General features: G+C 68.3%; 26 protein-coding genes. 12 read left to right on the forward strand and 14 right to left on the reverse strand.

Features of this window, described 5'->3' with window-relative positions; all coding sequences use genetic code 11:
* Nucleotides 1-288: 288 nt before the first annotated feature.
* Complete coding sequence (locus ACIA49_RS40205; RefSeq protein ID WP_396383620.1) at nucleotides 289-1,656, reverse strand: cation:dicarboxylate symporter family transporter; 1,368 nt, start codon at nucleotides 1,654-1,656, stop codon at nucleotides 289-291.
* A gap of 119 nt (nucleotides 1,657-1,775) precedes the next feature.
* Between ACIA49_RS40205 and ACIA49_RS40210 the strand changes: the two genes are divergently transcribed.
* Together ACIA49_RS40210 and ACIA49_RS40215 are read left to right on the forward strand one after the other, a co-directional pair.
* Nucleotides 1,776-3,032 (forward strand): sensor histidine kinase, encoded by a 1,257-nt coding sequence (locus ACIA49_RS40210; RefSeq protein WP_396383621.1) that lies wholly within the window; start codon nucleotides 1,776-1,778, stop codon nucleotides 3,030-3,032.
* Nucleotides 3,025-3,702, forward strand: a complete 678-nt coding sequence (locus ACIA49_RS40215) for a response regulator (protein ID WP_396383622.1) — start codon at nucleotides 3,025-3,027, stop codon at nucleotides 3,700-3,702. Before ACIA49_RS40210 ends, ACIA49_RS40215 begins: the two co-directional genes overlap by 8 nt.
* 112 nt (nucleotides 3,703-3,814) lie before the next feature.
* Here ACIA49_RS40215 and ACIA49_RS40220 read toward each other — a convergent pair whose 3' ends face one another.
* Entirely contained in the window at nucleotides 3,815-4,309 is a 495-nt protein-coding gene (locus ACIA49_RS40220; RefSeq protein WP_396383623.1) for an FABP family protein, read from the reverse strand.
* A gap of 165 nt (nucleotides 4,310-4,474) precedes the next feature.
* Here ACIA49_RS40220 and ACIA49_RS40225 point away from each other — a divergent pair, with 165 nt between their 5' ends.
* Entirely contained in the window at nucleotides 4,475-4,837 is a 363-nt protein-coding gene (locus tag ACIA49_RS40225; protein WP_396383624.1) for a DsrE family protein, read from the forward strand.
* A 162-nt stretch (nucleotides 4,838-4,999) separates the two neighbouring features.
* Here the strand turns inward: ACIA49_RS40225 and ACIA49_RS40230 are convergent, their stop codons facing one another.
* Together ACIA49_RS40230 and ACIA49_RS40235 are read right to left on the reverse strand one after the other, a co-directional pair.
* Entirely contained in the window at nucleotides 5,000-6,574 is a 1,575-nt protein-coding gene (locus tag ACIA49_RS40230; RefSeq protein WP_396383625.1) for a hypothetical protein, read from the reverse strand.
* Nucleotides 6,574-7,131: a hypothetical protein gene (locus ACIA49_RS40235; RefSeq protein WP_396383626.1), complete on the reverse strand. Its 558-nt coding sequence runs from the start codon at nucleotides 7,129-7,131 to the stop codon at nucleotides 6,574-6,576. Before ACIA49_RS40235 ends, ACIA49_RS40230 begins: the two co-directional genes overlap by 1 nt.
* Nucleotides 7,132-7,288: 157 nt before the next feature.
* Between ACIA49_RS40235 and ACIA49_RS40240 the strand changes: the two genes are divergently transcribed.
* Nucleotides 7,289-8,410, forward strand: coding sequence for a molybdopterin-dependent oxidoreductase (locus ACIA49_RS40240; protein WP_396383627.1), 1,122 nt, complete (start codon nucleotides 7,289-7,291; stop codon nucleotides 8,408-8,410).
* A complete protein-coding gene (locus ACIA49_RS40245) occupies nucleotides 8,407-8,862 on the forward strand; it encodes a hypothetical protein (protein WP_396383628.1) in 456 nt (151 codons plus the stop codon). The genes ACIA49_RS40240 and ACIA49_RS40245 overlap by 4 nt, the downstream gene beginning before the upstream one ends.
* On the opposite strand, the gene ACIA49_RS40250 is transcribed toward ACIA49_RS40245, so the two are convergent.
* Entirely contained in the window at nucleotides 8,799-9,629 is an 831-nt protein-coding gene (locus ACIA49_RS40250) for a 3-keto-5-aminohexanoate cleavage protein (RefSeq protein WP_396383629.1), read from the reverse strand. The two genes, ACIA49_RS40245 and ACIA49_RS40250, sit on opposite strands and share 64 nt — an antisense overlap.
* A gap of 95 nt (nucleotides 9,630-9,724) precedes the next feature.
* Here ACIA49_RS40250 and dtd point away from each other — a divergent pair, with 95 nt between their 5' ends.
* Both dtd and ACIA49_RS40260 read left to right on the forward strand, forming a co-directional pair.
* On the forward strand, nucleotides 9,725-10,150 hold the full coding sequence (dtd, locus tag ACIA49_RS40255; RefSeq protein WP_396383630.1) for a D-aminoacyl-tRNA deacylase: 426 nt from the start codon (nucleotides 9,725-9,727) through the stop codon (nucleotides 10,148-10,150).
* Between the two features lies 1 nt (nucleotide 10,151).
* A complete protein-coding gene (locus ACIA49_RS40260) occupies nucleotides 10,152-11,042 on the forward strand; it encodes a GIY-YIG nuclease family protein (protein ID WP_396383631.1) in 891 nt (296 codons plus the stop codon).
* A gap of 84 nt (nucleotides 11,043-11,126) precedes the next feature.
* Here the strand turns inward: ACIA49_RS40260 and ACIA49_RS40265 are convergent, their stop codons facing one another.
* The 7 genes from ACIA49_RS40265 to arfB form a co-directional block, all read right to left on the reverse strand.
* Nucleotides 11,127-12,350 carry a choice-of-anchor P family protein gene (locus ACIA49_RS40265; RefSeq protein ID WP_396383632.1) on the reverse strand — a complete coding sequence of 408 codons (1,224 nt, stop codon included), beginning with the start codon at nucleotides 12,348-12,350 and terminating at the stop codon, nucleotides 11,127-11,129.
* Nucleotides 12,351-12,641: 291 nt separating this feature from the next.
* Nucleotides 12,642-12,938, reverse strand: coding sequence for a DUF1416 domain-containing protein (locus ACIA49_RS40270; RefSeq protein WP_344159514.1), 297 nt, complete (start codon nucleotides 12,936-12,938; stop codon nucleotides 12,642-12,644).
* Between the two features lies 1 nt (nucleotide 12,939).
* On the reverse strand, nucleotides 12,940-13,788 hold the full coding sequence (locus tag ACIA49_RS40275) for a sulfurtransferase (RefSeq protein ID WP_396383633.1): 849 nt from the start codon (nucleotides 13,786-13,788) through the stop codon (nucleotides 12,940-12,942).
* Nucleotides 13,789-13,802: 14 nt separating this feature from the next.
* Entirely contained in the window at nucleotides 13,803-14,258 is a 456-nt protein-coding gene (locus ACIA49_RS40280) for a DUF4395 domain-containing protein (protein WP_396383634.1), read from the reverse strand.
* A 277-nt stretch (nucleotides 14,259-14,535) separates the two neighbouring features.
* The gene (locus ACIA49_RS40285; protein WP_396383635.1) at nucleotides 14,536-15,414 is read right to left on the reverse strand and encodes an RDD family protein; all 879 of its coding nucleotides are present in this window, start codon (nucleotides 15,412-15,414) and stop codon (nucleotides 14,536-14,538) included.
* Between the two features lie 50 nt (nucleotides 15,415-15,464).
* Nucleotides 15,465-15,893: a TlpA family protein disulfide reductase gene (locus tag ACIA49_RS40290; RefSeq protein WP_396383636.1), complete on the reverse strand. Its 429-nt coding sequence runs from the start codon at nucleotides 15,891-15,893 to the stop codon at nucleotides 15,465-15,467.
* 60 nt (nucleotides 15,894-15,953) lie between these two features.
* A complete protein-coding gene (gene arfB, locus ACIA49_RS40295) occupies nucleotides 15,954-16,382 on the reverse strand; it encodes an alternative ribosome rescue aminoacyl-tRNA hydrolase ArfB (protein ID WP_396383637.1) in 429 nt (142 codons plus the stop codon).
* Between the two features lie 46 nt (nucleotides 16,383-16,428).
* Between arfB and ACIA49_RS40300 the strand changes: the two genes are divergently transcribed.
* From ACIA49_RS40300 to ACIA49_RS40310, 3 genes are read left to right on the forward strand one after another with little or no spacing between them, the layout of a single operon-like run.
* A complete protein-coding gene (locus ACIA49_RS40300; RefSeq protein WP_396383638.1) occupies nucleotides 16,429-17,058 on the forward strand; it encodes a hypothetical protein in 630 nt (209 codons plus the stop codon).
* Complete coding sequence (locus ACIA49_RS40305) at nucleotides 17,055-17,621, forward strand: hypothetical protein (RefSeq protein ID WP_396383639.1); 567 nt, start codon at nucleotides 17,055-17,057, stop codon at nucleotides 17,619-17,621. Before ACIA49_RS40300 ends, ACIA49_RS40305 begins: the two co-directional genes overlap by 4 nt.
* Complete coding sequence (locus ACIA49_RS40310) at nucleotides 17,618-18,229, forward strand: hypothetical protein (RefSeq protein WP_396383640.1); 612 nt, start codon at nucleotides 17,618-17,620, stop codon at nucleotides 18,227-18,229. Before ACIA49_RS40305 ends, ACIA49_RS40310 begins: the two co-directional genes overlap by 4 nt.
* Here ACIA49_RS40310 and ACIA49_RS40315 read toward each other — a convergent pair.
* Together ACIA49_RS40315 and ACIA49_RS40320 are read right to left on the reverse strand one after the other, a co-directional pair.
* On the reverse strand, nucleotides 18,192-19,562 hold the full coding sequence (locus tag ACIA49_RS40315) for a hypothetical protein (protein ID WP_396383717.1): 1,371 nt from the start codon (nucleotides 19,560-19,562) through the stop codon (nucleotides 18,192-18,194). The genes ACIA49_RS40310 and ACIA49_RS40315 overlap by 38 nt on opposite strands.
* 44 nt (nucleotides 19,563-19,606) lie before the next feature.
* Complete coding sequence (locus ACIA49_RS40320) at nucleotides 19,607-20,320, reverse strand: winged helix-turn-helix domain-containing protein (RefSeq protein WP_396383641.1); 714 nt, start codon at nucleotides 20,318-20,320, stop codon at nucleotides 19,607-19,609.
* 133 nt (nucleotides 20,321-20,453) lie between these two features.
* Between ACIA49_RS40320 and ACIA49_RS40325 the strand changes: the two genes are divergently transcribed.
* Both ACIA49_RS40325 and ACIA49_RS40330 read left to right on the forward strand, forming a co-directional pair.
* Nucleotides 20,454-20,693, forward strand: coding sequence for a MoaD/ThiS family protein (locus ACIA49_RS40325; RefSeq protein WP_396383642.1), 240 nt, complete (start codon nucleotides 20,454-20,456; stop codon nucleotides 20,691-20,693).
* Between the two features lie 146 nt (nucleotides 20,694-20,839).
* On the forward strand, nucleotides 20,840-21,145 hold the full coding sequence (locus ACIA49_RS40330; RefSeq protein ID WP_396383643.1) for a hypothetical protein: 306 nt from the start codon (nucleotides 20,840-20,842) through the stop codon (nucleotides 21,143-21,145).
* Nucleotides 21,146-21,174 lie beyond the last annotated feature (29 nt).

Consider the following 21,174-nt stretch of genomic DNA (forward strand, 5'->3'; position numbering starts at 1 on the left):
AACCCCTCATCGCCCTCGCCATGCTCCGCCTCGGACGCCACCACCCCACCCTCCCCGCACGAAACTGACCCACACATACGACAGGAGAGCCGAAAATTCGAGGGGAGAACCAGCACATTGACTGGATATCCGGTCAAATGCGGCGGGGCCGGCGGGCTGAGCGGGCCGGGGATTGGCACGCCCTCCGGGGGCGGGACCGGGTGCGCGGGTGGGGCGGGGATGGGGTGGGTAGGACACTGCCCGCCGGGCTGTGGCTCCGGCGGGCAGTGTGGGGGGGTGGAGGGGTGGTTAGGGGGTTTTGGGTTCGGCGGATTCGGTGAGTTCGGGGACGTCGCCGGCGTGGGTGTCGCCGGCGGCGAAGGCGGCTTCGTCGAAGGGGTCTTCGCCGGCGAAGACCTGGCGGGCCTGCTCCTTGTCGAAGTCACCGACCCAGTGGCCGACCAGGACGGTGGCGACGGCGTTGCCGGCGAAGTTGGTCAGGGCGCGGGCCTCGGACATGAAGCGGTCGATGCCGACGATCAGGCCGACGCCGTCGACGAGTTCGGGGCGGTGCGACTGCAGACCGCCGGCCAGGGTGGCCAGGCCCGCGCCGGTGACACCGGCGGCGCCCTTGGAGGCGACGATCATGAAGATCAGCAGGGAGACCTGCTGCCCGAGGGAGAACGGGGTGTTCATCGCCTCGGCGATGAACAGCGACGCCATCGTCAGGTAGATCGCGGTGCCGTCCAGGTTGAACGAGTAGCCGGTCGGGACGGTGATACCGACGACCGACTTGCCGACGCCGAGGTGTTCCATCTTGCCGATCAGGCGCGGCAGCGCGGTCTCCGACGAGGAGCTGGACACGATCAGCAGGAACTCCCGGCCCAGGTACTTCAGCAGCGAGAAGATCGACATCCCGGTGACCACCCGGAGAATGGTGCCCAGGACAACGATCACGAAGAGCAGACACGTGATGTAGAAGGCGATCATGATCTTGCCGAGGCTGATCAGCGCGTCCACACCGGTCGCACCGACGACGGCCGCGATCGCGCCGAACGCACCGACCGGCGCGACCCACATGATCATCGACAGGATCTTGAAGACGAGGCGCTGGATGTGCCCGATCCCGGTCAGGATCGGCTGACCCTTGGAGCCGAGGGCCTGCAGCGCGAAGCCGACCAGGAGTGCCACCAGGACGGTCTGCAGGACCTCACCCTCGGTCAGCGACGACAGCAGCGACTTCGGGATGATGCCGAGGATGAAGTCCGTGGTCGTCTCGTGTGCGCCGGCCGCCTGCTTCTGACCCGCCTCCCGCAGCTTGTCGGTCAGGTTCAGGCCGGAGCCGGGCTGGACGATGTTGCCGACCAGCAGACCGATGAACAGCGCGACCGTCGACATCACCAGGAAGTAGACGAGCGCAAGGCCACCGACCTTGCCCACGCTGGCCGCCTGGCGGACCGAGCCGATGCCGATCACCAGCGTGCAGAAGATGATCGGGCTGATCAGCATCTTGATCAGGTTCACGAACCCGGTCCCGAGCGGTTTCAGCTCGACCGCGAAGTCCGGGAACAGGAAACCGACACCGATGCCGAGCAGTACGGCGACGATGACGGCGATGTAGAGGAAATGGGTCCGGTCGTTACGGACCGGGGTGGTGCGCGGTTCGGGGCTCGCCATGGTGGGACTCCTGTATCGGCCGGGCGGGCAGGGAAGCGGGAGGGCTTGAGTAACTGTGACGTGACGCACAGGAGAAGTGCGCGTTTCGTTCATATCGTTCTCGGTGCAGACTGTCCCGTGTGAAACACCGGCCGTGGGAACTTCGTCGCCAGGTTCTCTGGCTGCAGACGGTCACGGTCACGATTCTCATTGTGATGGTCTGGGCCTCGCTGATCAGCCGTAGCCGAGCCCAGGCCCACCGCGACGCGGCCGCCGCCGGTACGACGCCGGAGGGGTGGTGGGATCTCCTCCGCTCCGACGTCCGCCCGATGCTCGGCATCGCGAGCCTCATCCTCGGCGTCGCGATCGCCGGCAACGCGCTCGTCACCTGGCGGGTCCGCCGCGCCACCCGCGGCATGGGCACCCAGTCACTGGCCCGGATGCTCGACTTCTACGAGGGCGTCCTGCACGCCGCTCGCGAGGGACTGATCCTGCTGGACTCCGACGGCCGGGTGCAGCTCGCGAACGACGAGGCCCTCCAGCTGCTCGGCCTCAGAGCCGTCCCACCCGGTACGCCGATCGAGGAGCTCCACCTCGGGACGCCTCTGGCGGAACTGCTCCGCAACGGCAGGACGGCGTACGACGAACTCCACCTCGGCGCCGACGGCGTACTGGTCGTGAACCAGCAACCGTCACGGTCCGGCCGGATCGTCACGCTGCGGGACCACACCCAGCTGCAGCGCCTGTTGGGTGAGCTGGACGCGGTCCGCAGCCTGGCCGAGTCGCTGCAGGCACAGAACCACGAGGCGTCGAACCGGCTGCACACGGTCGTCAGCCTGATCGAGATCGGCAAGCCCGAACGGGCCAGGGAGTTCGCAGTGTCGGAGTTGCAGTTCGCCCAGGCGATGACGGATCGGGTGGTCGGCACGGTCGGCGATCCGGTCCTGGCCTCGCTCCTCCTCGCCAAGTTGGCCCAGGCCCAGGAGCGCGGCGTCACGCTCACCCTCGAGCTCGGCCACGAGGCGCTGAACACCCGGCTCCCGGCCCAGGACGTCGTCACGGTCGTCGGCAACCTGCTCGACAACGCGATCGAGGCCGCCCGCGGCGGACCGGCACCTCGCCGCGTCGAGCTTCGAGCCGGTACGACGGCCGACGCGATCGACCTGATCGTCACCAACACCGGCGCCGAACTGGGTGCGACCGAACTGGCGCACATGTTCGAGCGCGGCTGGACCACGAAGGCCGAGCCAGGTCATGGCCTCGGACTCGTGCTCGTCCGCAGTACGGTCGAGCGCTGGCAGGGCACCCTGATGGTCGATCCGGATTCGGAACTGGCCGACGTACCGGCACTGACCGTGCGGGTCCGGCTGCCGCGGGCGGTGAGCGCGAGTGCCTGACCTGCGGGTCCTCGTGGTCGAGGACGACCCAGTCGCGGCCGAGGCCCACCGCACGTACGTCGATCGCCTGCCGGGCTTCACCTGCATCGGCATCGCCGGTACGGCGGCCAAGGCGCTGCAGGTGCTGACCCGGCCCGGTGTGGATCTCGTGCTGCTGGACATGAATCTGCCGGATGGTCACGGCCTGGACGTCGTACGCCGAATGCGGGCCCAGGGCAACCAAACCGACGTGGTCGCGGTCACCGCCGCCCGCGAGGTCGCGGCGGTGCAGGCGGCGGCGCGGATCGGCGTCGTGCAGTACGTGCTGAAACCCTTTGCTTACGAGACATTGCGTGACCGCCTCACGGCGTACGCCCGGCAACGCCGCGCCGCCGAGGCCGGTCAAGTGGTCGCCGACCAGGACGAGGTCGACCGTTTGTTGCACCCGGCAAGGACTTCATCGGTCCCGAAGGGCCTCGCCGGCTCCGTCCTCGACCGCGTGGTGCAGCTCCTCGGCAACCGCGAGGGTTGGACGGCCGAGGAGATCGCCACCTCCCTGGGCACGTCCCGCATCACCGCGCGCCGCTACCTCGAACACCTCGCCGACCAAGGCCAAGCCCTCCGCACCCAACGCTACGACGGCCGCAGCGGCCGCCCCAAAGTCGAGTACTCCTGGGTCGCCGAAAGCTAACGTCCGAACAACCGCAGTACGTCGTCGGCGTGTTTTCGGACGCTGCGAATCGCTCGAAATGAGCGTCCGAAGAAGTGCAGTACGTGGTCGGCGTGTTTTCGGACGTTGTGGGTCAGGAGCGGACGAGGGTGGCCCAGAGGTGGGGCTGGAGGGGCTGGCCTTCGGCGGCCATGTCGTAGGCCCACATCAGCTCGCCCTTGACCAGGCCGTAGAGGCGGTGGCCGGCGGTGACTTCCTTGGCCGTCTCGGTACGGGCGACCACGTCGGTCCGCATCTCGATCTTGGCGCCGTCGATCTCGCCGTACCAGATCTCGGCGAAGCCGGTCGGGTGCGCGAGGATCACCTCGAGCTTGTTGTCCGGCTTCGGCCGCCAGAAGCCGGTCTCGAGCGCCAGCGGGCGCTCGCGCTTGCCGTCCTCGCCGACCACGAAGGTCTGGCTGACGTAGTGCAGGAACGGCTTGCCGTTGTGGCTGAAGTCGATCTGCTGCCCGAACTCGAACTTCTCGATGGTCGGGTAGTCACCGTGCCCGCGGCCCTCCCAGCGACCGAGCAGCCAGGCCAGCGGCATCAGGTCGGGGTGCAGGTTCTGCGGGATCTCGAACGCCATCGGGTCGCTCAGCTCGCCTGGCGGCCGCGGAACAGCCGGTAGACGACGTAGGCCGAGAACCAGCCCATGAAGAGCGTGACCAGGACCAGCAGCGTGGTGAAGATGACGTGGAGCACGATCCCGAGTCTAGAGGATGGTTCGCGGGCCTTCGGCTACCGTGGCGTGATGTCCCGCACGCTGGTGATCAAACTGACCGCAGGCGCCGACGAGGCCGAACGCGCCAACCAGGCCTTCACGGTCGCCGCCACGGCGGTCGCGGCCGGTGCAGAGGTGTCGCTCTGGCTGACCGGTGAGGCGGTCTGGTTCGCCGTACCGGGCCGGGCCGAGGCCTTCGAGCTTCCGCACGCGGCACCGCTCGCCGACCTGCTCACAGCGGTCCTGGAAGGCGGTCAGCTCACGGCCTGCACGCAGTGCGTGAAGCGCCGCGACCTGACCGAGGCCGACCTGCTCCCCGGGACCCGGATCGCCGGAGCGCCCGCGTTCACCGAGGAGATCCTGGCCGACAACGCCCAGGCGATCGTCTACTAGGGCGTGTCTCTTGATTTCGCGCCGTAGCGAGCATGTGCCCGGTGCGGTAGCTCGGTGTGCTTGAGGGGAGGCCTCGATGCTTTTCCATCATGGCCTTTCCTCCAGTGCGGCGAGGTGCCGTGCCGGGTGCAGCGCAGTAGGCGGGGAGTTGAGAGACACGCCCTAGCCCCGGGAGAGTTCGTGGCCGCCCTGCTCGCGGCCACCACGCTGGGTGGTTTTGGCATGTACGGCGCCCGCCGTCTGGCCGCCGCGTGCACCCTCGAGCGCCTCTTCGTTGGGACGGCTACCGACTGCACCGTTGGGGCTTGCTGTGCCGGCGCTGTAGGCGTTCTGGTTGCGCTGCACCTCTTCGGGTGACATCTGGCTGCGGGTCGCGCCGTCCTGCTGCGGACTCTGACCTTGCTGGTTCTCCCGGTCGATGCGGTCCTGCTCCAGCACCTGGTCGACCGGCTGCACGCGACCGTCCTCAGCCTGCTCGGCGGCCTCGTTCGCCACCGCGTGGTCGCCACCGGTCGGGATCGCCTCCCCGGTGCCCCCCTCGGCCTGCTCGCGGTCGTCTTCCTGCCTCTCGGTCTCCTCCTCGCGCCGGCTCTCCGGTCCGTCACCGTCCCGGCCCTCCTGCTCAGCCGACTCGGTCTGCTGCTCGCGGTCCTCCCGCTCCTGCGGGTCGCGCTCCTGCTGCTCGCGGACCTGTTCCTGCGTCTGCTCCTGCGCGTCCTGAGCCAGGCCGGGCTGCTCCTGCTGAGCCTCTTGAGCCTGCTCCTGGCGCTCTTGCTCCTGCCTGGCCTGCTCCCGCTGCTCCTGCTGAACCCGCTCCTGCTGACCCTGTTCCTGCTGAACCGGCTCCTGCTGGGACTCCTGCTCCTGAAGTGGCTCCTGGCGGGTCTCCACCGGGTCCTGCCCCTGCTGGTCACCAGCCTGCTGCTGGTCGACCTCACGCGGCGAGAGCTCACCACGCTGCTCAGCCTCGGCCCGGGCCTGCTGCATCTCGTCGCTGTAGCCCAGACTGTCCCGGTTCGCCTCGAAGTCCGAGCGCATCTGCTCGCTCTTGGCCTCGAAGTCTTCGTGGATCTGCTGGGCCTCGGCCTCGAAGTCCTGCTCCATCTGCCGGGCGTCGCGCTCGTAGTCCGCAGCCGCCGCAGCCCCGGCCGCCTCCGCTCCGAGAGCAGCAGTCGGCGCGCCTACTGCCGGCGTAGCTGCCTCACGCTCGCCCTGCTGCTCCTCTTGACGCTTGCGCTCCTCTTCCTCGCGGCGGCGCTCTTCTTCCTCCTGGCGCTGCCGCTCCTCCTCTTCGCGCTCGCGCTCCTCCTGCTCGTCGCGCTCCCGCTCGTCCTGCTGCTCCTGCTCGTCCCGCTCATCGCGGTCGTCGGTGACCTCGTCGCGCTCGTCCCGGTCGTTACGCGAGTCGTCCGGGTTGCCGTCGCGGTTCAGGTCCTGGTTCGCCTCGAGCTCCCGCTGCCGGTCGTCGAGCTGGCGGCGCAGGTCGGCCTCGCGCTGCCGCAGCACCTGCAGCTGCTGCTCGACGCGTCCGTACTGATCGGCCGGAGCCCGGTCGTTCATCGCCCGGTCGATGTCCGGGTGGTGCTGCCGGACGTTCCGGATCTCCTCCATCAGCGAGCGCGGCATCTGCGCCTGCCGGTTCCGTTCGAGCTGCTGGCGGAAACTGTTCAGCTGGCGGGCGAGCCGCCGGACCTGCTTGAACAGGACGTCCAGCATCTCTTCGGCTTCATCAGCCATCAGGCGACCTCGCTCGCATAGACGGAGTACCCGAAACCGGCCTGCGGGGTCTCCGCATCAGGTTGCGTGGCATACAGGTGGAACTCGGCGCCGGGCTTCAGCCAGACGGCCAGGTGCCGCCGCCGGTTCCGCCACTCCGGCGGTACCCGCGGATCCGACCCAGGTCCGACGTACACCGGGGCGCCCCAGTGCCGGCGGCCACGCTCGATCTCGGCCGGCCAGTGCTCGTCCAGGCCTTCTTCGGCCAGCTCCAGCTCCCCCGGCCCGATCTCGTACGCCGACCACCCACTGCGCGGACTCTCCGGCAGTACGGCGTCCGGCAGCAACAGCATGACCGTCTCGCGCGGGGTGACCAGGCCCCAGGTGAACCGCTCGGGGTCGATGTTCCCCGGCGCCCAGGGCTGCCAGCCGGTGACAGCGGTGACCCGCAGGACGCGCTGCCGGATCGCTTCCGGGCCGGCCCCGGGCGGTCCCCACACCGAGGCCCAGTCGGACACCTCGGCCAGGTCCGCCATCGCGCGTTCGTCGTCCTCGAACGACCGCTGCTGCGTCTGCACCTGCCACTCACTCCTCTCGGCTGATCCGGCCCAGCCTATTCCTTCAACGGTCCGTGCACCCCTTCGATAGACGTGCCGGAAGGTGCAACGGATCCCGTTCGCGAGCAGTAACCGTTCAGCGCCGTTCACCCGCCAGGATCTGCGGTGTAGTTGAGTCATGAAGCTTCCGGCCCCTCCGACCTTCCGGTCGCCGCTGCACCATCCCCGGGTGGCCACGGTGATCGGGCGCTGGCTGGCCGTCGCCGTACTGGTCTGCTTCCTGACCGGTCTGTTCAGCCACTTCCAGCAGCAAACTCCCACCTGGCTGCACATTCCGAGCCGTCCGGCGTCCCTGTACCGCGTCACGCAGGGACTGCACGTGCTGACCGGGACAGTCGCCGTACCGTTGCTGCTGGCAAAGCTCTGGACCGTCTATCCCAAGCTGTTCACCAAGCCAGACCTCAAGGGCATGCTGGAGAAGGCGTCGATCCTGGTCCTGGTCGCGGCCATGGCTCTCGAGTTGTTCATCGGCTACCTCAACACCCTGCAGTGGTATCCGTGGCCGTTCCCCTTCAAGGAAACGCATTACGCGCTGGCCTGGATCATCATCGGTTCCCTCCTGGTCCACATCGCCGTCAAGCTCCCACTGATCCGCACGCATTGGCGTCGTACGGCGGAGGTCGTGGCCGAGTCGTTGCCACCGGCAATCACCGGCCTGACCCGGCGCGGGTTGTTCCGCACGGTCGCCGGCGCCGCGTCCCTGGTCGGCCTCAGCACGATCGGCCAGTCGGTTCCCGCCTTCGGCCCGGTCGCCGTCCTCGCACCCCGCAAGCCGAACGTGGGACCGCAGGGACTGCCCGTCAACCGGACCGCCCATGATGCCGGCGTCTTCGGTATCGCCGCCGACTGGCGCTTCACGATTAGTGGCCCACAGCAACTGTCCTACACGCTCGCCCAACTGCAGAACCTCCCGCAGAGCCGCTCCGACCTGCCGATCGCCTGCGTCGAAGGCTGGAGCCAGGGCGCCCGCTGGGAAGGCGTCCGGATCCGCGACCTGCTGCATCTCTGCGGCGCACCGGCGACGTCCCGCGTCCGCGTCGTCTCGATGGAGAAGGGCGGTTTCTACGCGACCACCGAGCTTCCGCCCGAGTACGCCGCCGATCCGCTCACCCTGCTCGCGCTCCGGCTGAACGGTGGTGAGCTCGCACTCGACCACGGCTTCCCGGCGCGCATCATCGCGCCCAACCGCCCTGGCGTCCTGCAGACCAAATGGGTGCACCGACTGGAGGTCATCGTATGAAGACCCGCGCCGCCCTGGCCGCCGTCGGCGTCGGCTTCGGCCTCTGGGGCGTCTGGCTGATGTTCCAGTCCCTGCAACTGCCCCAGCTGATCCGACTGCCACTCTGGCTCGGCGGCGTGGTGATCGCGGACGACTTCTTCCTCGTGCCAACCACTGTCGCCATCGGTTGGCTCGTCACTCGCTGGTCGATCGGCCCCGACCACCACCGCACGGTCGGCGCGGTCCGAACCACCTTGCTGTACGTCGGCATCACGACCCTGATCGCGATCCCGCTGCTGCTGCGGCAGGGCAAGGGCGCCAACCCGACCGTCCTGCCCCGCGACTATCTCCGCGACTGGTTATTGCTCGAAGCAACGATCATCGTCGCCGGGGCCATCGTCTTCCTGCTTCAGCGATCACGCTTCACGTTGAGAAGGTCACGGGCCTCGTCCGGCGACATCGGCGGCCGCTGAGCCATCGTCGCGAGGGCGGCGGCGCGCTCGACCAGTTCGGCGTTGTGGTTCACCGGCTGCCCCTTCGCCAGCGTCAGCGTGTCCTCCATCCCGACCCGGAGGTGGCCGCCCTTCGACAAAGCGGCCAGGGCGACCGTGATCGCCGTCCGGCCGATGCCTGTCGCGGACCACGACGTCACCGCGGCCGGCAGTGCGTTCACCGCGGCCACCAGGGCGTCCGTCGTACCGGGCATGCCACCGGGGACGCCCATCACCAGGTCGCAGTGCACACGACCGCCGTACGGGAGGCCGAACTTGTCCAGCAACCGGTGCAGCGCGGCGACGTGACCGAGATCGAACAACTCGAACTCCGGGACGATCTCGCGCTCCTGGCTCAGTTGGTAGAGCTCGGTCACGAACGGCCACGGGTTCATGAAGACGTCGTCGCCGAAGTTCACCGTGCCCATCGTCAGCGAGCAGGAGTCCGGCTCGGCATCGAGCACGCGCAGCCGGTGGTCGTACGGATCGGTGACCGCGCCGCCACTGGAGAGCTGGACGATCAGGGCGGTGTTCGCGCGGATCGCGGCGACCGCCTCGGTCAGCCGGCCGAGGTCGAGCGTGGGCCGGTGCTCACCGTCGCGAATGTGCAGGTGGATCATCGCGGCTCCGGCGGCCTCGCAGCGCTTGGCGGTCTCGACCAGTTCGTCGAGAGTCGTCGGGAGCGCGGGGCAGTCCGCCTTCGCCGTCTCGGCGCCGGTCGGGGCAACGGTGATCATCGTCGAGGCCATGGAACAAATACTGCCAGATCTTCGGCTGGAGCGGGATATTCAGCGGCCTGAACACGGACTCGCAGGATATCTTCCGGCACGGCAGGATAGGTGCCATGAGAGCAGTGGTGCAGCGAGTCAGTCAGGCCTCCGTCGCCGTCGACGGGGCAGTGGTCGGCGCGATCGACGAGCCGGGCCTGCTGGTCCTGCTCGGCGTGACCCACGACGACACCCCCGCGACGGCGAAGACCCTGGCCGCCAAGATCTGGACCCTGCGCATCCTCCACGACGAGCGCTCCGCCTCCGACGAGCAGGCGCCGATCCTCGCCATCAGCCAGTTCACCCTGTACGCCGACACCCGCAAGGGCCGCCGCCCCTCCTGGAGCGCCGCCGCCCCCGGCCCCGTCTCCGAACCCCTGTACGACGCTTTCTGCGCCGCGCTGGAGGAGTTGGGCGCCAAGGTGGAGCGCGGCCGCTTCGGGGCCGACATGAAGGTCGCCCTGGTCAACGACGGCCCCGTCACCCTGATCCTCGACGCCTGACATGAACCAGGCCCGTCTGGTCGCCCGCCGGCTACCGCAGGCACCCGGCGTCTACCGCTTCCGCGATGACGGCGGCCGGGTCCTCTACATCGGTCGCGCGGTGAACCTCCGCCGGCGCGTGCTGTCGTACTGGACGCATCTCGGCGACCGGCCGCAACTGGCCAGGATGGTGAACCGGATCGCCCGCGTCGAGGGCGTCTGGTGCGACTCCGACCACGAAGCGGCCTGGCTCGAGCGCAACCTGCTCGAACACACCAAGCCGCGCTGGAACCGCACCGAAGGCGGTCAGGAGGTGGTCGGCTACATCCGCTTCGACACCGACGGTCCGCGCTTCACCCACGAGCTCGGGGAGACGAGCAAGTACTTCGGCCCCTACCTGGGCGGGCTGCGGATCCGGCAGGCGATCTCGGCGCTGCAACGCGTGATCCCGTTGCAGTACACGACCGACGCGACCGGGTCGGTGCGAGAGTTCGCGAAGCTCTTCGGCGTCGGCCCCGATGATCGGGAGACGCTCACGCAGGCCGCGTACGCCGTACTGGATCGGGAGCCTGCTGCGGTGGAAGCGGTTCGAGGTGAGTTGATGCGGCGGCGCGATCTGGCGGCGGGTGCGCTGCGGTTCGAGTTCGCTGGGAAACTGCAGGACGAACTCGCGGCCTTCGAGTGGATCGTGGCCGAGCAGAAAGTGTCGCGACTGACCGCCGAGGACGCCGACGTGTTCGGCTGGGCCGACGGGGTCATGGTCAGCTTCGGACTGCGTGACGGGCGGGTCCGGACGTGGACCCAGCAAGCGATGACCGAACGCACGGCGCGCGCCCGCGTGGCCGCGACTCCGGTCGGGTGGCAGTCGTTCGCCCGACGCAACGCCGAACTCGCCGCACGCCTGCTGACATGAGAGAACCGCCCCGGATCCTGACGGACCCGAGGCGGTTCTCAGTGCTTCTGAGACGGTGAGGTTCGACTCAGACTGTTGGCTGCATCAGCCGACGACACCCGCGGCGGCGTGGCCGACGACAACCTTGGTGTTCAGGCTGTAGACGTCGATCACCAGTGCGTTCACGGAGACGTAGCGCTGCTGCTTCTTGACCTGGTTGAAGGTCAGCTTGGCGATGCCCGGGATGTCCAGCGTGGAGTTCACACCGGTCTTGACCTGGTACACCTTGCCGTTCACGGTGATCGAGGCGATGTTCGACTTCCAGCGGACGTCGTACGTGCCGTCCTTGGTCTTCGAGGCGTAGGCCTCGGCGTTGATCGCACCGATCTTCAGGTTGCCGACCTTGACGCCCGCGACATGCGAGGTGAAGGTGACGGCGGCCCGCTGGTCGTTCTGGTAGCCGTTCTTGGTGGTGTACGCGGCGCCGACGTAGGCGACCCGCTTGATGTCGACCTCGCCGACCGAGGCGCGGACCGTCTTGCCCTCGGTGCCCTTGCAGGTGGCCTGGTACGACGTCGGGCCGGAGGTGACCAGCTTGTCGACGTTGGCCTTGGTCACGTAGGCGTCACCGAAGACGACGGCGACGGCCGGCTTGGAGATCTCGGCGCGGGTCTTCAGGACCGCGACGTCGACGCCCTCCGGGATGTACCGGTTGCGCACGTTCGCGTGGACGACGACCGCCTGAGCGTAGGAGTAGATACCGCTCTCGGTCTTCACCCCGCCGACGCGGTTCAGCACGATGTAGCCCAGGCCCGGGACGGCGACCTTGGTGTTCCACTCGGGCCGCAGCAGCGACGGCATCGAGACGTTGCCGATCTTCACCCCGGCGAACGTGGTGTTGCCGGTGTAGGAAAGCTTGCCGTTCTTGTACACCGCCGTGGTGGTGGTCTTCACACCGGTCAGGTGCAGCAGGCTGCCGATCTTGATGTCGACGGCCGAGGCGTCGCTGGTGACGCCGTTCCCCGACTTGTCGTTGAAGGCGTGCGTGCTGGTCCGCACGGTGCGCGCGATGGACTGGTCGTTGACGTTCACAGCGGCGACGTCGTTCGACTGCTTGGCCGAAGAGTTCGTGGTGCAGTTGATCGTGCTCAAGGTCTGCGGTCCGCTGTTCGCGACACCGCCCTTGGCCTCAACACCGATTCCGTATCCGCTGTAGCCGAAGACCGGCGACGCGGACGCCGAACCAGAGGTCAGCGCGATCGTAGAAGCGACGCCGACGACCGCCGCTACACCGACGGCGGCGAGCTTCTTGTTGATGCGGGGTCCCATGACCCCTCCTCCCTGAGTGATGACATGACCCGTAGCGCGGGCCAGGACACAGAGCACAACTCGGGCGGTTGCGGTAGGTAACGAGCCTGATGCGCTCCGAGACCAAACCGTAACCTTCGAGGTCGTTGCCCCGGCAGCCATAACCCCGGTCGAATGACCGCGGCCGCCTTGCCTACAAGGGTTTCCGGGCATGCCGAAGGGCCCGGACGCGCAAGGTCCGGGCCCTTCGGGAACTGCCTCAGGGTGGGCTACCGTCCCGTGACGGCGGCACCTTCAGTAACGAGCGAGAGGTCAGACAGTAACGGCCACTTCCGCGACCGCGCCGTACTGGGCGACCACCTGGCGGTCGACCGGGTCGGCCTTCGGCGCCAGCGTGCGCAGCGTCCACTCGCCCGGCTTGGCGAAGAACCGGAAGTGCCCGGTAGCCGACGTCGGTACCTCGGCCGTGAACTCACCAGTTGCGTCCAGCAACCGCACGTAGGCGCCGCCGACCGGCTCCTCGCCGCGCAGTACCTGGCCCTGGATCACGGCTTCCTTGTCCACATCGACGCCCTTGAGATCAAGGCCGCCCTTCTTGGCTCCGCACATGTCAGGCCTCCCCGGGTTCGTCGCCGAGCGCAACCGGTACGCCGACCAGCGAGCCCCACTCGGTCCACGAGCCGTCGTAGTTCTTGACGTTCTCCTGGCCGAGCAGCTCGTGCAGCACGAACCAGGTGTGCGCCGAGCGCTCGCCGATCCGGCAGTACGCGATGGTGTCCTTGCCGAAGTCGACCCCGGCGTCGGCGTACAGGGTCTTCAGCTCGTCGTCGGAGCGGAAGGTGCCGTCGTCGTTGGCCGCCTTGCTCCACGGGATGCTGGCCGCGGTCGGGATGTGACCCGCCCGCTGGGCCTGCTCCTGCGGCAGGTGGGCCGGGGCGAGCAGCCGGCCGGCGTACTCGTCGGGGCTGCGCACGTCGACCAGGTTCTTGACGCCGATGGCCTCCTGCACCTCGTCGCGGAAGGCGCGGATGTTCAGGTCCGGCTCCTTGGCCACGTACTCGGTGGCCTCGCGCTTGACGGCCTCGTCGGTCAGCTCGCGGCTGTCCAGCTCCCAGCGCTTGCGGCCGCCGTCGAGCAGGCGGACGTCACCGTGGCCGTAGAGCTTGAAGTACCAGAAGGCGTAGGCGGCGAACCAGTTGTTGTTGCCGCCGTACAGCACGACGGTGTCGTCGTTCTTGACGCCGCGACCGGACAGCAACTCCTGGAACTGCTGCTGGTTGACGAAGTCCCGGCGTACCGGGTCCTGCAGGTCGTCCTTCCAGTCCAGCTTGATCGCACCGGCGATGTGGCCGGCGTCGTACGCCGAGACGTCCTCGTCGACCTCGATCAGGACGACGTTGGCATCGTTCTTGTGCTCCTCGACCCAGTCGGCCGAGACGAGCGCTGATTCCCTGCTCATGTGTGCTGCCTCTCTCAATTGGTAGCGGTTGCTGGCGTACGAATGCGTTGGATCAGCAAAAAGGCCTCGCAGCCGAGGCAGAGCCCCACTGCCGCGTTCACGAACGCGGCGACCAGGGCGAATCCGGTGGCGACCACTCCGAGCACGGTCGCGCCGCTCAGATAGCCGATCAGGCCGGCGATCGCGAAGATCAGCCCGACCAGCTGCGCGAACCGCGGCGGCGCCGCGTCCTCCAACTCCTTGGGCGGTGCCAGCCGCGGACGGATCAGCCGCTTGAACAGCAGCCCGTACGGCGACGCCTGGACACCGAACACGACACCGATCGCGAAGACCAGCGTCTGGACCGCCAGGATCCACGGGTTACCGAGGATCAGGGTCAACGCCAGCAGCACCGCGGTCACACCGGCTGCGAACCGGAGCCCTCGCGGGTCCACCTGGGGAGGGGCTTGCTTGGCCGTCTGGTCGGACATGACGACTCCTGGAGGAGGAGTGGTTCGAGCCGGACCCGCCCGTGCTGTGCGGGGGAGACGACGTACGCGGAACCGTGCTCAGATGCCGGTTCCGCAGCGCTCGGGACGCCGCCTGGTCAGCGGCAACGACACAGCGACGAGCGCATGCGGCAGTTGTCCACTGCGCGGCGCTTGGTCAGCAAGGTCGTGTACTCCACGGTCCGAGAGTACGGACATCCTGGAGGCCGGTTCACAGTTGTCCCACTGAGTGAGACAACTGTTCACCATCTGGATAACGCTAGCTGCGGACGACGTTCGTACCGGCGATCTTGTCCCACAGGGCCTGCTTCTTGTCGTCCCACAGCGGCCACAGGTAGTTGAGCAACCCCACCAGGCCGACGATCGAGCCGATCAGCGGGATCGCGCCCAGCAGGGACAGGACGAAGCCGCAACCGGCCCGCTTGGCGACCGCCGCGCTGGACGGCTTGCCGGCCACATCGCGCTCCCGGACCGCGATCCCGAGCGCCATCTTGCCGATCGTGGCACCCTTCTTGGTCAGCATCAGGTACTCGTAGCCGAACATCACGGCCGCCATCAGGAGCGTCGCCGGAATCGTCCAGGCGATCGCCTCCAGGGACGAGCTCATCGCCTCCGAGATGCTCGGCGGGGTGCTGCCCTTCATCTGGTGGTCGATGTTGTCCATGTAGATGTCCAGGTACCGCCACCAGAAGTAGCCGGTCAGCGGCAGGCTCAGGAAGAACACCAGGATGTTGTCGATGACGCGGGCGCCCACGCGGCGCCACCAGCCGGACAGCGGCTGGCCGTCCGGCGTCGCGAACCGGTTCTGCCCCGGGTAGCCGTAGCCCTGCTGCTGCGTCTGCGAGTACGCCGGGTAGGCCGACTGCCCGTACTGAGGCGGCGGCTGCTGCTGGGGACCAGGCTGCCCGTAGACCGGCCGGTCCTGCACAGGAGGCTGCGCCTGGCCGCCGCCGTACACCTGGCCGTGCTGCGCGGGCTGCCCGTACTGCGGCTGGCTCTGCGCCGGCTGCCCGTACTGGCCCTGGTACGGCGACGGCTGCTCCCGCGGACGGCGCTGGTCCGTCCAGACACTGCCGTCCCAGTAGCGCTGCTGGGTGGGGTTCTGTGGGTCGTCGTACCAACCTGCTGGGAAGCTCACGGGCAAAGCATTGCCCACCAGCGGGGCAAAGCGCCATCCAGGTGCAGGTATCAGTTCGGCTGGCGGTCGATCGCGGTCGCCAGCGCCGCGATCACATCCGGCTTGCGCGGGGCACCGCTCGCGCGCTTGACCACCGCTCCGGTGCTGTCCAGCACCAGCGTGGTCGGCGTCCGCAGGATGTCGAGCTTCCGGACCAGATCCAGGTGCGACTCCGCGTCCAGCTCGACGTGCCGGACTCCCTCGACCATGCCCTCGACCTCGGCCAACGTCCGCCGCGTCACCCGGCAGGGCGCGCAGAAGGCGGAAGAGAACTGCAGGAGAGTGGCTCGCTCGCCCAGCTCGACACCTACGTCGGCTGCGGAGATCCTGTCCACTTCACTCGCCTTCCCCCGGAATCGCCCGTCGATCCAGGATTTGAGCACGCTGAGGACCACTCCGGCGACGAGCGCGCCGGCCAGCACCCACAGACCTAGGCTCACAACGAACCAGAGTACGTCGGTGGTTTTTGGGCTCCACCCGCTGTATCACCAGGTGGACAATCAGTCCTCGGGCCGGGATCGCAGCCGCTTGGTCTGGCCGCGGCGGGTCTTCGCATCCAGCCGGCGGCGCACCGACCCCTTGCTGGGCTTGGTCGGCCGCCGCGGTGGTGGCGGGGGCGCGATCGACTCCCGTAGCAACGCCACCAGCCGGGCCCGCGCCGCCTCCCGGTTCCGCCACTGCGACTTGTACTCCGACGCCGCGATCGTCAGCACCCCGTCCACGAGGCGTGACTCGAGTCGCTCCAGCGCGCGCGTCTTCAGTACGCCGGACAGGACCGTCGTACCGGCCAGATCGAAGCTGAGCTCGACCCGGCTGTCGGTGGTGTTCACCGACTGCCCGCCCGGCCCGCTCGACCGGGAGAACCGCCAGCTCAGCTCTCCCTCCGGGATCACCAGCCCCGGTCGCACGATCAGCCCCGTCTCCTCCACAGGCCTATTAGACCGTGTTGCCCCTGCTCCTCGTTACCCTTTTCCCGTGCAGGAGACGGGGCGGGCGGAGCAGGAAGAGCCCGAAGAGCTTCCGGAGCTGGCGAACCTCAGGGTGCGCGGGCGTTCGGTGAAGACATGGGTGATCGGTGCGGCCGCCGTACTGCTGGCGGTCTCGGCCGCTTTCGGCGGTCTGAACAAGGCTTCGGCCGAGGTTCCGCCGCTGACCGCGGGGACGGCGGTGGACGCCGGCCAGTTCGCGGTGACCGTCGACCGGGTGGTGACGGTCAAGGACCTGAAGCCGCTGTTCCAGCCGGAGCCGGGTGGCGCGCTGATCGCGATCGTGGCCCGGCTCAAGGTCACCGACCACATCGGTACGACGCCGCCGTCGGACCTGTTCCGGCTGGTCGGCGTACCGGGCATCAAGGAGACCGAGGCGCCGATGGGGACCACCACCATCGACGACGAGACGATGAACCCGGTGCTCACCCCGGACACCGAGCAGCAGGTGGCCTTCGTCTGGAAGCTGCCGAAGCTCTCCCAGCTGCCGACCTCGGTCAAGGTCACCGTGCAGGGCTACGAGCACTCCGACGAGTCGATCCTCGACCACCACGAGAAATGGTTGCCGGACGCAATCGCCGCCGAGGGCACGATCAAGGTCAAGGACAACACGAAGTGACCGGCCGCCAGTTCCTCAACGGCGTCCTGACTGTCGCCGTCCTGGTCGCGATCATCGGCCTCTACCGGCTGACCCCGACCCAGAAGGACATCCAGGACCCGACGCCGGTGAACGGCATCGTCGGTCGCGCGGTGGACGCCGGCCGGTTCAAGCTCACCGTTGACGCGGTCCGGGTGGGCAAGACGCTGAAGATCCCGAACAGCGCGCCGGACCGCAAGACCCCGACCAGCTTCGTCGTCGTGGACGCCACCGTCACGGCGACCCAGGAGCCGATCCACCTGAACCGGGTGCAGATCCGCAGCTCCGACGGGATCACCTATCTCGGCGCGAACCGCAGCGACCTGGACCGGGTCGACCTGACCGGGTTCCAGTTCGCGCCGGGGATCCCGGCGCACGGCGCGTTCGTGGTCGAGATGCCGGCCGACAAGTTGCCGGGAGCAACCTTGCAGGTGATGGAGAAGTCGATCATGAACGACCTCGAGCCCGAGGTGAACATCCCGCTCGACGTGAAGTCCCCGGACGTGAGCCCGGTCGTCACCTTCACGAAGGCGAGCGACTCATGAGCAGCGCCCGCCGGGCCCGCCGGGGCTGGTTCAGCAAGAACGTCGCCGCCCTCGCATCCCTGGTCCTCACCGTGCCGCTGGCCGGCTGGTGGACGACCCGGTCGGACTACAAGTCCTGGTACGACGCGGAGCCGCGTCACGCGGTCGTCGTCGCGGACGGTGGAACGCCGTACGAGGGAGCGGTCTGGTACGCCGCCAGTGTCGAGGAGAACCCTGAGCCCAAGCGGGCCGGAGCGGCTGACCCGCTGCCGCCGGACACGACCCGGATCCGCGTGCATTTCCGGCTCAAGATCGACGACCCGAAAGTCCTGGACGAGCCGGGTCTCGGTGGCTGCCGGCCGCATCTGCGCGCTCCGGACGGCCGGATCTGGGATGAGGACATCATCGCGGACGACTACCAGGACCGGCCCAACAACTGCTCCGGTGGGTACGACGACAAGCCGGAGAGCTGGCGAGGCCCGCTCGCGCCGTACTACGTGAAGCCGGTCGCGGGAAAGCCGTACGAGACGGTCGCGATCTTCGTCGTACCGAAGTCGGTCGCGGCGAGCGTGGTGCCCACGATGACGTGGGCTACGAAACTCCCTGAGTATCTGGAATTCCCGAGGTAGCGGCGGTCAGGTCGGCGACGCCGCCCTGCTCGCTGTCGGCCTGCTCGACGACGGCGTGTGTGCCGCGGTCGAGGTAGCCGGCCAGTCCGCCGATCATCCGGTCGTACGCGGCCGCGAGCAGGCTCACCTGCAGCATGATCTTCAGGGCGTCGGTCAGCAGGCTGAGCGGCTCGTCGATCACCAGCCAGAACGGCAGCGTGTGCGGGCCGAGCACCCACAGCTTCAGCGCGATCCACACGCCGCTGGCCGCGAACGTGACGACCGCCCAGGCCAGGAAGTAGCCGAGCATCGGGCGTACGCCGGAACGGATCACCAGCCGGAACGCGTTCACCACCGGCGTCCAGCGGTCCTTCCAGTCCGCGACGACGGAGTTGCCGGCCGCCTGCACGAAGCGCGGCGTCTGCTGCCAGCGGTTCGTCAGCCGGTCGAAACGCCAGCGCGGTTCCTTGTGTGCCTTGTGAACGGCGCGACCGTAGATGACCGCGGTCATCGTGATCCACATCAGCGGTAGCACCGCGGCGCTCCACAGGTCACCGACACCGGCCGCGATGAACCCGGTGACGGCGTCCCAGATCTCGCGGACCTGGTTCACACCCAGCGCGTGGTCGAGCACCCAGATGTAGGCGTCGTGCCCCCACTGCCAGATCTGCCGCTCCTTCAGCCACTGCTTCGGCGAGGGAACGTACGACGTGGCCTGGTAGGCGACGACGAAGATCCAGAGCGCCTCGAGGTAGGTGATGAACAGCTTGCGGACCGGGCCTTCCTTCTCCCGCTTCCACTTCTTGAACACGAAGCGCAGCAGGTAGGCCACGACGCCGAGGCCGATGAACAGCCAGGTCGACAACGACTGCAGGCCTTGCGACGGCTCGGCGACGGTACCGCCACCGAGCACCTTGCCGAGGGTGTCGTTGGCCTGGTGCACGGCCAGCTTGTACTCGTAGTCGAGCGCCTCGGACTGCAGAAACTTGTACGCCGCATAGAACGCCAGGAACGGCAGCAGCGCAGCGGCCAGTGCGTCGACCGGGCGGCTCTCCTTCCCCGGCTCGACGCCGTCGGGGGCAAGCATGCCCTCGGCAACGGCCCGGCGGTGGAACGGCAGTTCACCGCGCAGCACCAGGAACATCCCGACGTACATGGCCAGTGAGACCACGACGATCAGCGCCAGCACAGCGAGACCGGCCGCTTCGGCCTTGGCGCCCGCTTGAACCGCCACCCACTGCAGGCCGCGGTGCGCGAGCTGGGCGATCAGAAAGACCGCCAACAGTCTCGGCCACGCCTTGCCGAACAAAACCCCCGCGCGGCCCACCGTGGTGAGCAACGACCCCGACTCCATCGCCACGCGCTGAATCTACCTGCCCATAGGGGCGTAGCTCGTGCTCAGGCGGGGGCTTCGGCCGTTTCGCGCTGGGTGGTGGTCGGCGGGACCACGAAGCGGTAGCCGACGTTGCGGACGGTACCGATCAGCTGCTCGTGCTCCGGGCCGAGCTTGGCCCGCAGCCGCCGGACGTGGACGTCCACCGTCCGGGTGCCGCCGAAGTAGTCGTAGCCCCAGACCTCCTGGAGGAGCTGCTCCCGGGTGAACACCCGCCCGGGGTGCTGCGCCAGGAACTTGAACAGCTCGAACTCCTTGTAGGTCAGGTCGAGCGCGCGCCCGTTGAGCTTCGCGGTGTAAGAGGCCTCGTCGATCACCACGTCACCGGTACGGATCAGGCTGGTGTCCGGGTCCTCGTTGCGGGTCGCGGCCAGCCGGCCGATCACCAGTCGCAGCCGGGCCTCGATCTCGGCCGGGCCGGCCGTGTCGAGCAGCACGTCGTCGGCGCCCCAGTCCGCGTTGACCGCGGTCAGGCCACCCTCGGTGACGACGAGGATCAGCGGTACGTCGATGCCCGTCGTACGGATCAGACGAGAGACACTGCGGACGGCGACCAGGTCCCGGCGGGCGTCCAGCAGGACGGCGTCCGCGTCGGGGGCGTCCACCAGGGCGGCGACCTCAGCGGGCAGGATACGGATCTGGTGCGGTAACAACGCGAGCGACGGCAGCACCTCGGTGGAGGCCTGCAGTGCGTTCGTCAGCAGAAGCAACGTGCTCACGTTGTCCCCCTGTGCCGGTCATAGTGCACATCAGGCCCCAGCGGCGTCATTGCCGGGGGCCCGAGACACTGGATAGCAACAGCAAGCTGACATAATAGCGGAAGACTTAACCGATTAGTGAGGTCGCCTCCAGATGCCGGAAGTCACCATCAGGTATTTCGCCGCCGCCCGCAGCGCTGCCGGTGCGTCCACCGCGACCGCGCAGGCTGCCTCGCTCGGCGATCTGATCACCACCGTGTCGGCCGATCGCCCCGAACTGGCCCGGGTCCTCTCGCTGTGCACCTTCCTGCTGAACGGTGAGCGCGCCACGGCTGCCACGCTGCTGCCCGCGGGCGCTCAGGTCGACGCCCTGCCGCCCTTCGCCGGGGGCTGAGCGGGGGCTGGAGTCACCAGCCGATCTAGACCGGTGCTGTGACACCAGATGTGCTGTGTGACTGGTGAGGCGACGGTCTTTTACGACTGTCAAGGATCCTGCTACCTTGCGTATTCCGTCGTTCCACGGAAGGTCACCGATCCTCGATGGCGCACGTTGCTCCGACCTCGCATCGCCGCGCGACCCGCGCTTCGCACCGCGGTCACCGCACAGCTGACGGACCGATCCGCCGGTCCACCTGGCTCGGCCTCACCTTCGCGATCGTCCTCGGTCTGGTGCTCAGCAGCCGGGCCCACGTCGGCGTCCACGCGGCCGGCGTCACGCTCCTGGTGATGCTGGTCCCGCTCACGCTGGCCGTCTTCGGTGCTGCCGTCCGGCGCGGCTTCGGCAGCCTGTCCGCGATCACCACCGCGTGCGCGCTGGCCTTCGTGCTGCTCAAGTTCTTCCTGTGAGTGCGCCCCGCTGAGGGGACGCACCCACA

This window comes from Kribbella sp. NPDC051587 (assembly GCF_044453945.1).
Classification (GTDB): Bacteria; Actinomycetota; Actinomycetes; order Propionibacteriales; family Kribbellaceae; genus Kribbella.

What these genes read in the sequence shown, in the direction of transcription:
- ACIA49_RS40205 (WP_396383620.1), bottom strand. Translation starts at nt 1,656, where the DNA reads ATGGCGAGCCCCGAACCGCGCACCACCCCGGTCCGTAACGACCGGACC.
- ACIA49_RS40220 (WP_396383623.1), bottom strand. Translation starts at nt 4,309, where the DNA reads ATGGCGTTCGAGATCCCGCAGAACCTGCACCCCGACCTGATGCCGCTG.
- ACIA49_RS40225 (WP_396383624.1), top strand. Translation starts at nt 4,475, where the DNA reads ATGTCCCGCACGCTGGTGATCAAACTGACCGCAGGCGCCGACGAGGCC.
- ACIA49_RS40230 (WP_396383625.1), bottom strand. Translation starts at nt 6,574, where the DNA reads ATGGCTGATGAAGCCGAAGAGATGCTGGACGTCCTGTTCAAGCAGGTC.
- ACIA49_RS40240 (WP_396383627.1), top strand. Translation starts at nt 7,289, where the DNA reads ATGAAGCTTCCGGCCCCTCCGACCTTCCGGTCGCCGCTGCACCATCCC.
- ACIA49_RS40245 (WP_396383628.1), top strand. Translation starts at nt 8,407, where the DNA reads ATGAAGACCCGCGCCGCCCTGGCCGCCGTCGGCGTCGGCTTCGGCCTC.
- ACIA49_RS40250 (WP_396383629.1), bottom strand. Translation starts at nt 9,629, where the DNA reads ATGGCCTCGACGATGATCACCGTTGCCCCGACCGGCGCCGAGACGGCG.
- dtd (WP_396383630.1), top strand. Translation starts at nt 9,725, where the DNA reads ATGAGAGCAGTGGTGCAGCGAGTCAGTCAGGCCTCCGTCGCCGTCGAC.
- ACIA49_RS40260 (WP_396383631.1), top strand. Translation starts at nt 10,152, where the DNA reads ATGAACCAGGCCCGTCTGGTCGCCCGCCGGCTACCGCAGGCACCCGGC.
- ACIA49_RS40265 (WP_396383632.1), bottom strand. Translation starts at nt 12,350, where the DNA reads ATGGGACCCCGCATCAACAAGAAGCTCGCCGCCGTCGGTGTAGCGGCG.
- ACIA49_RS40270 (WP_344159514.1), bottom strand. Translation starts at nt 12,938, where the DNA reads ATGTGCGGAGCCAAGAAGGGCGGCCTTGATCTCAAGGGCGTCGATGTG.
- ACIA49_RS40275 (WP_396383633.1), bottom strand. Translation starts at nt 13,788, where the DNA reads ATGAGCAGGGAATCAGCGCTCGTCTCGGCCGACTGGGTCGAGGAGCAC.
- ACIA49_RS40280 (WP_396383634.1), bottom strand. Translation starts at nt 14,258, where the DNA reads ATGTCCGACCAGACGGCCAAGCAAGCCCCTCCCCAGGTGGACCCGCGA.
- ACIA49_RS40310 (WP_396383640.1), top strand. Translation starts at nt 17,618, where the DNA reads ATGAGCAGCGCCCGCCGGGCCCGCCGGGGCTGGTTCAGCAAGAACGTC.
- ACIA49_RS40315 (WP_396383717.1), bottom strand. Translation starts at nt 19,562, where the DNA reads ATGGAGTCGGGGTCGTTGCTCACCACGGTGGGCCGCGCGGGGGTTTTG.
- ACIA49_RS40325 (WP_396383642.1), top strand. Translation starts at nt 20,454, where the DNA reads ATGCCGGAAGTCACCATCAGGTATTTCGCCGCCGCCCGCAGCGCTGCC.
- ACIA49_RS40330 (WP_396383643.1), top strand. Translation starts at nt 20,840, where the DNA reads ATGGCGCACGTTGCTCCGACCTCGCATCGCCGCGCGACCCGCGCTTCG.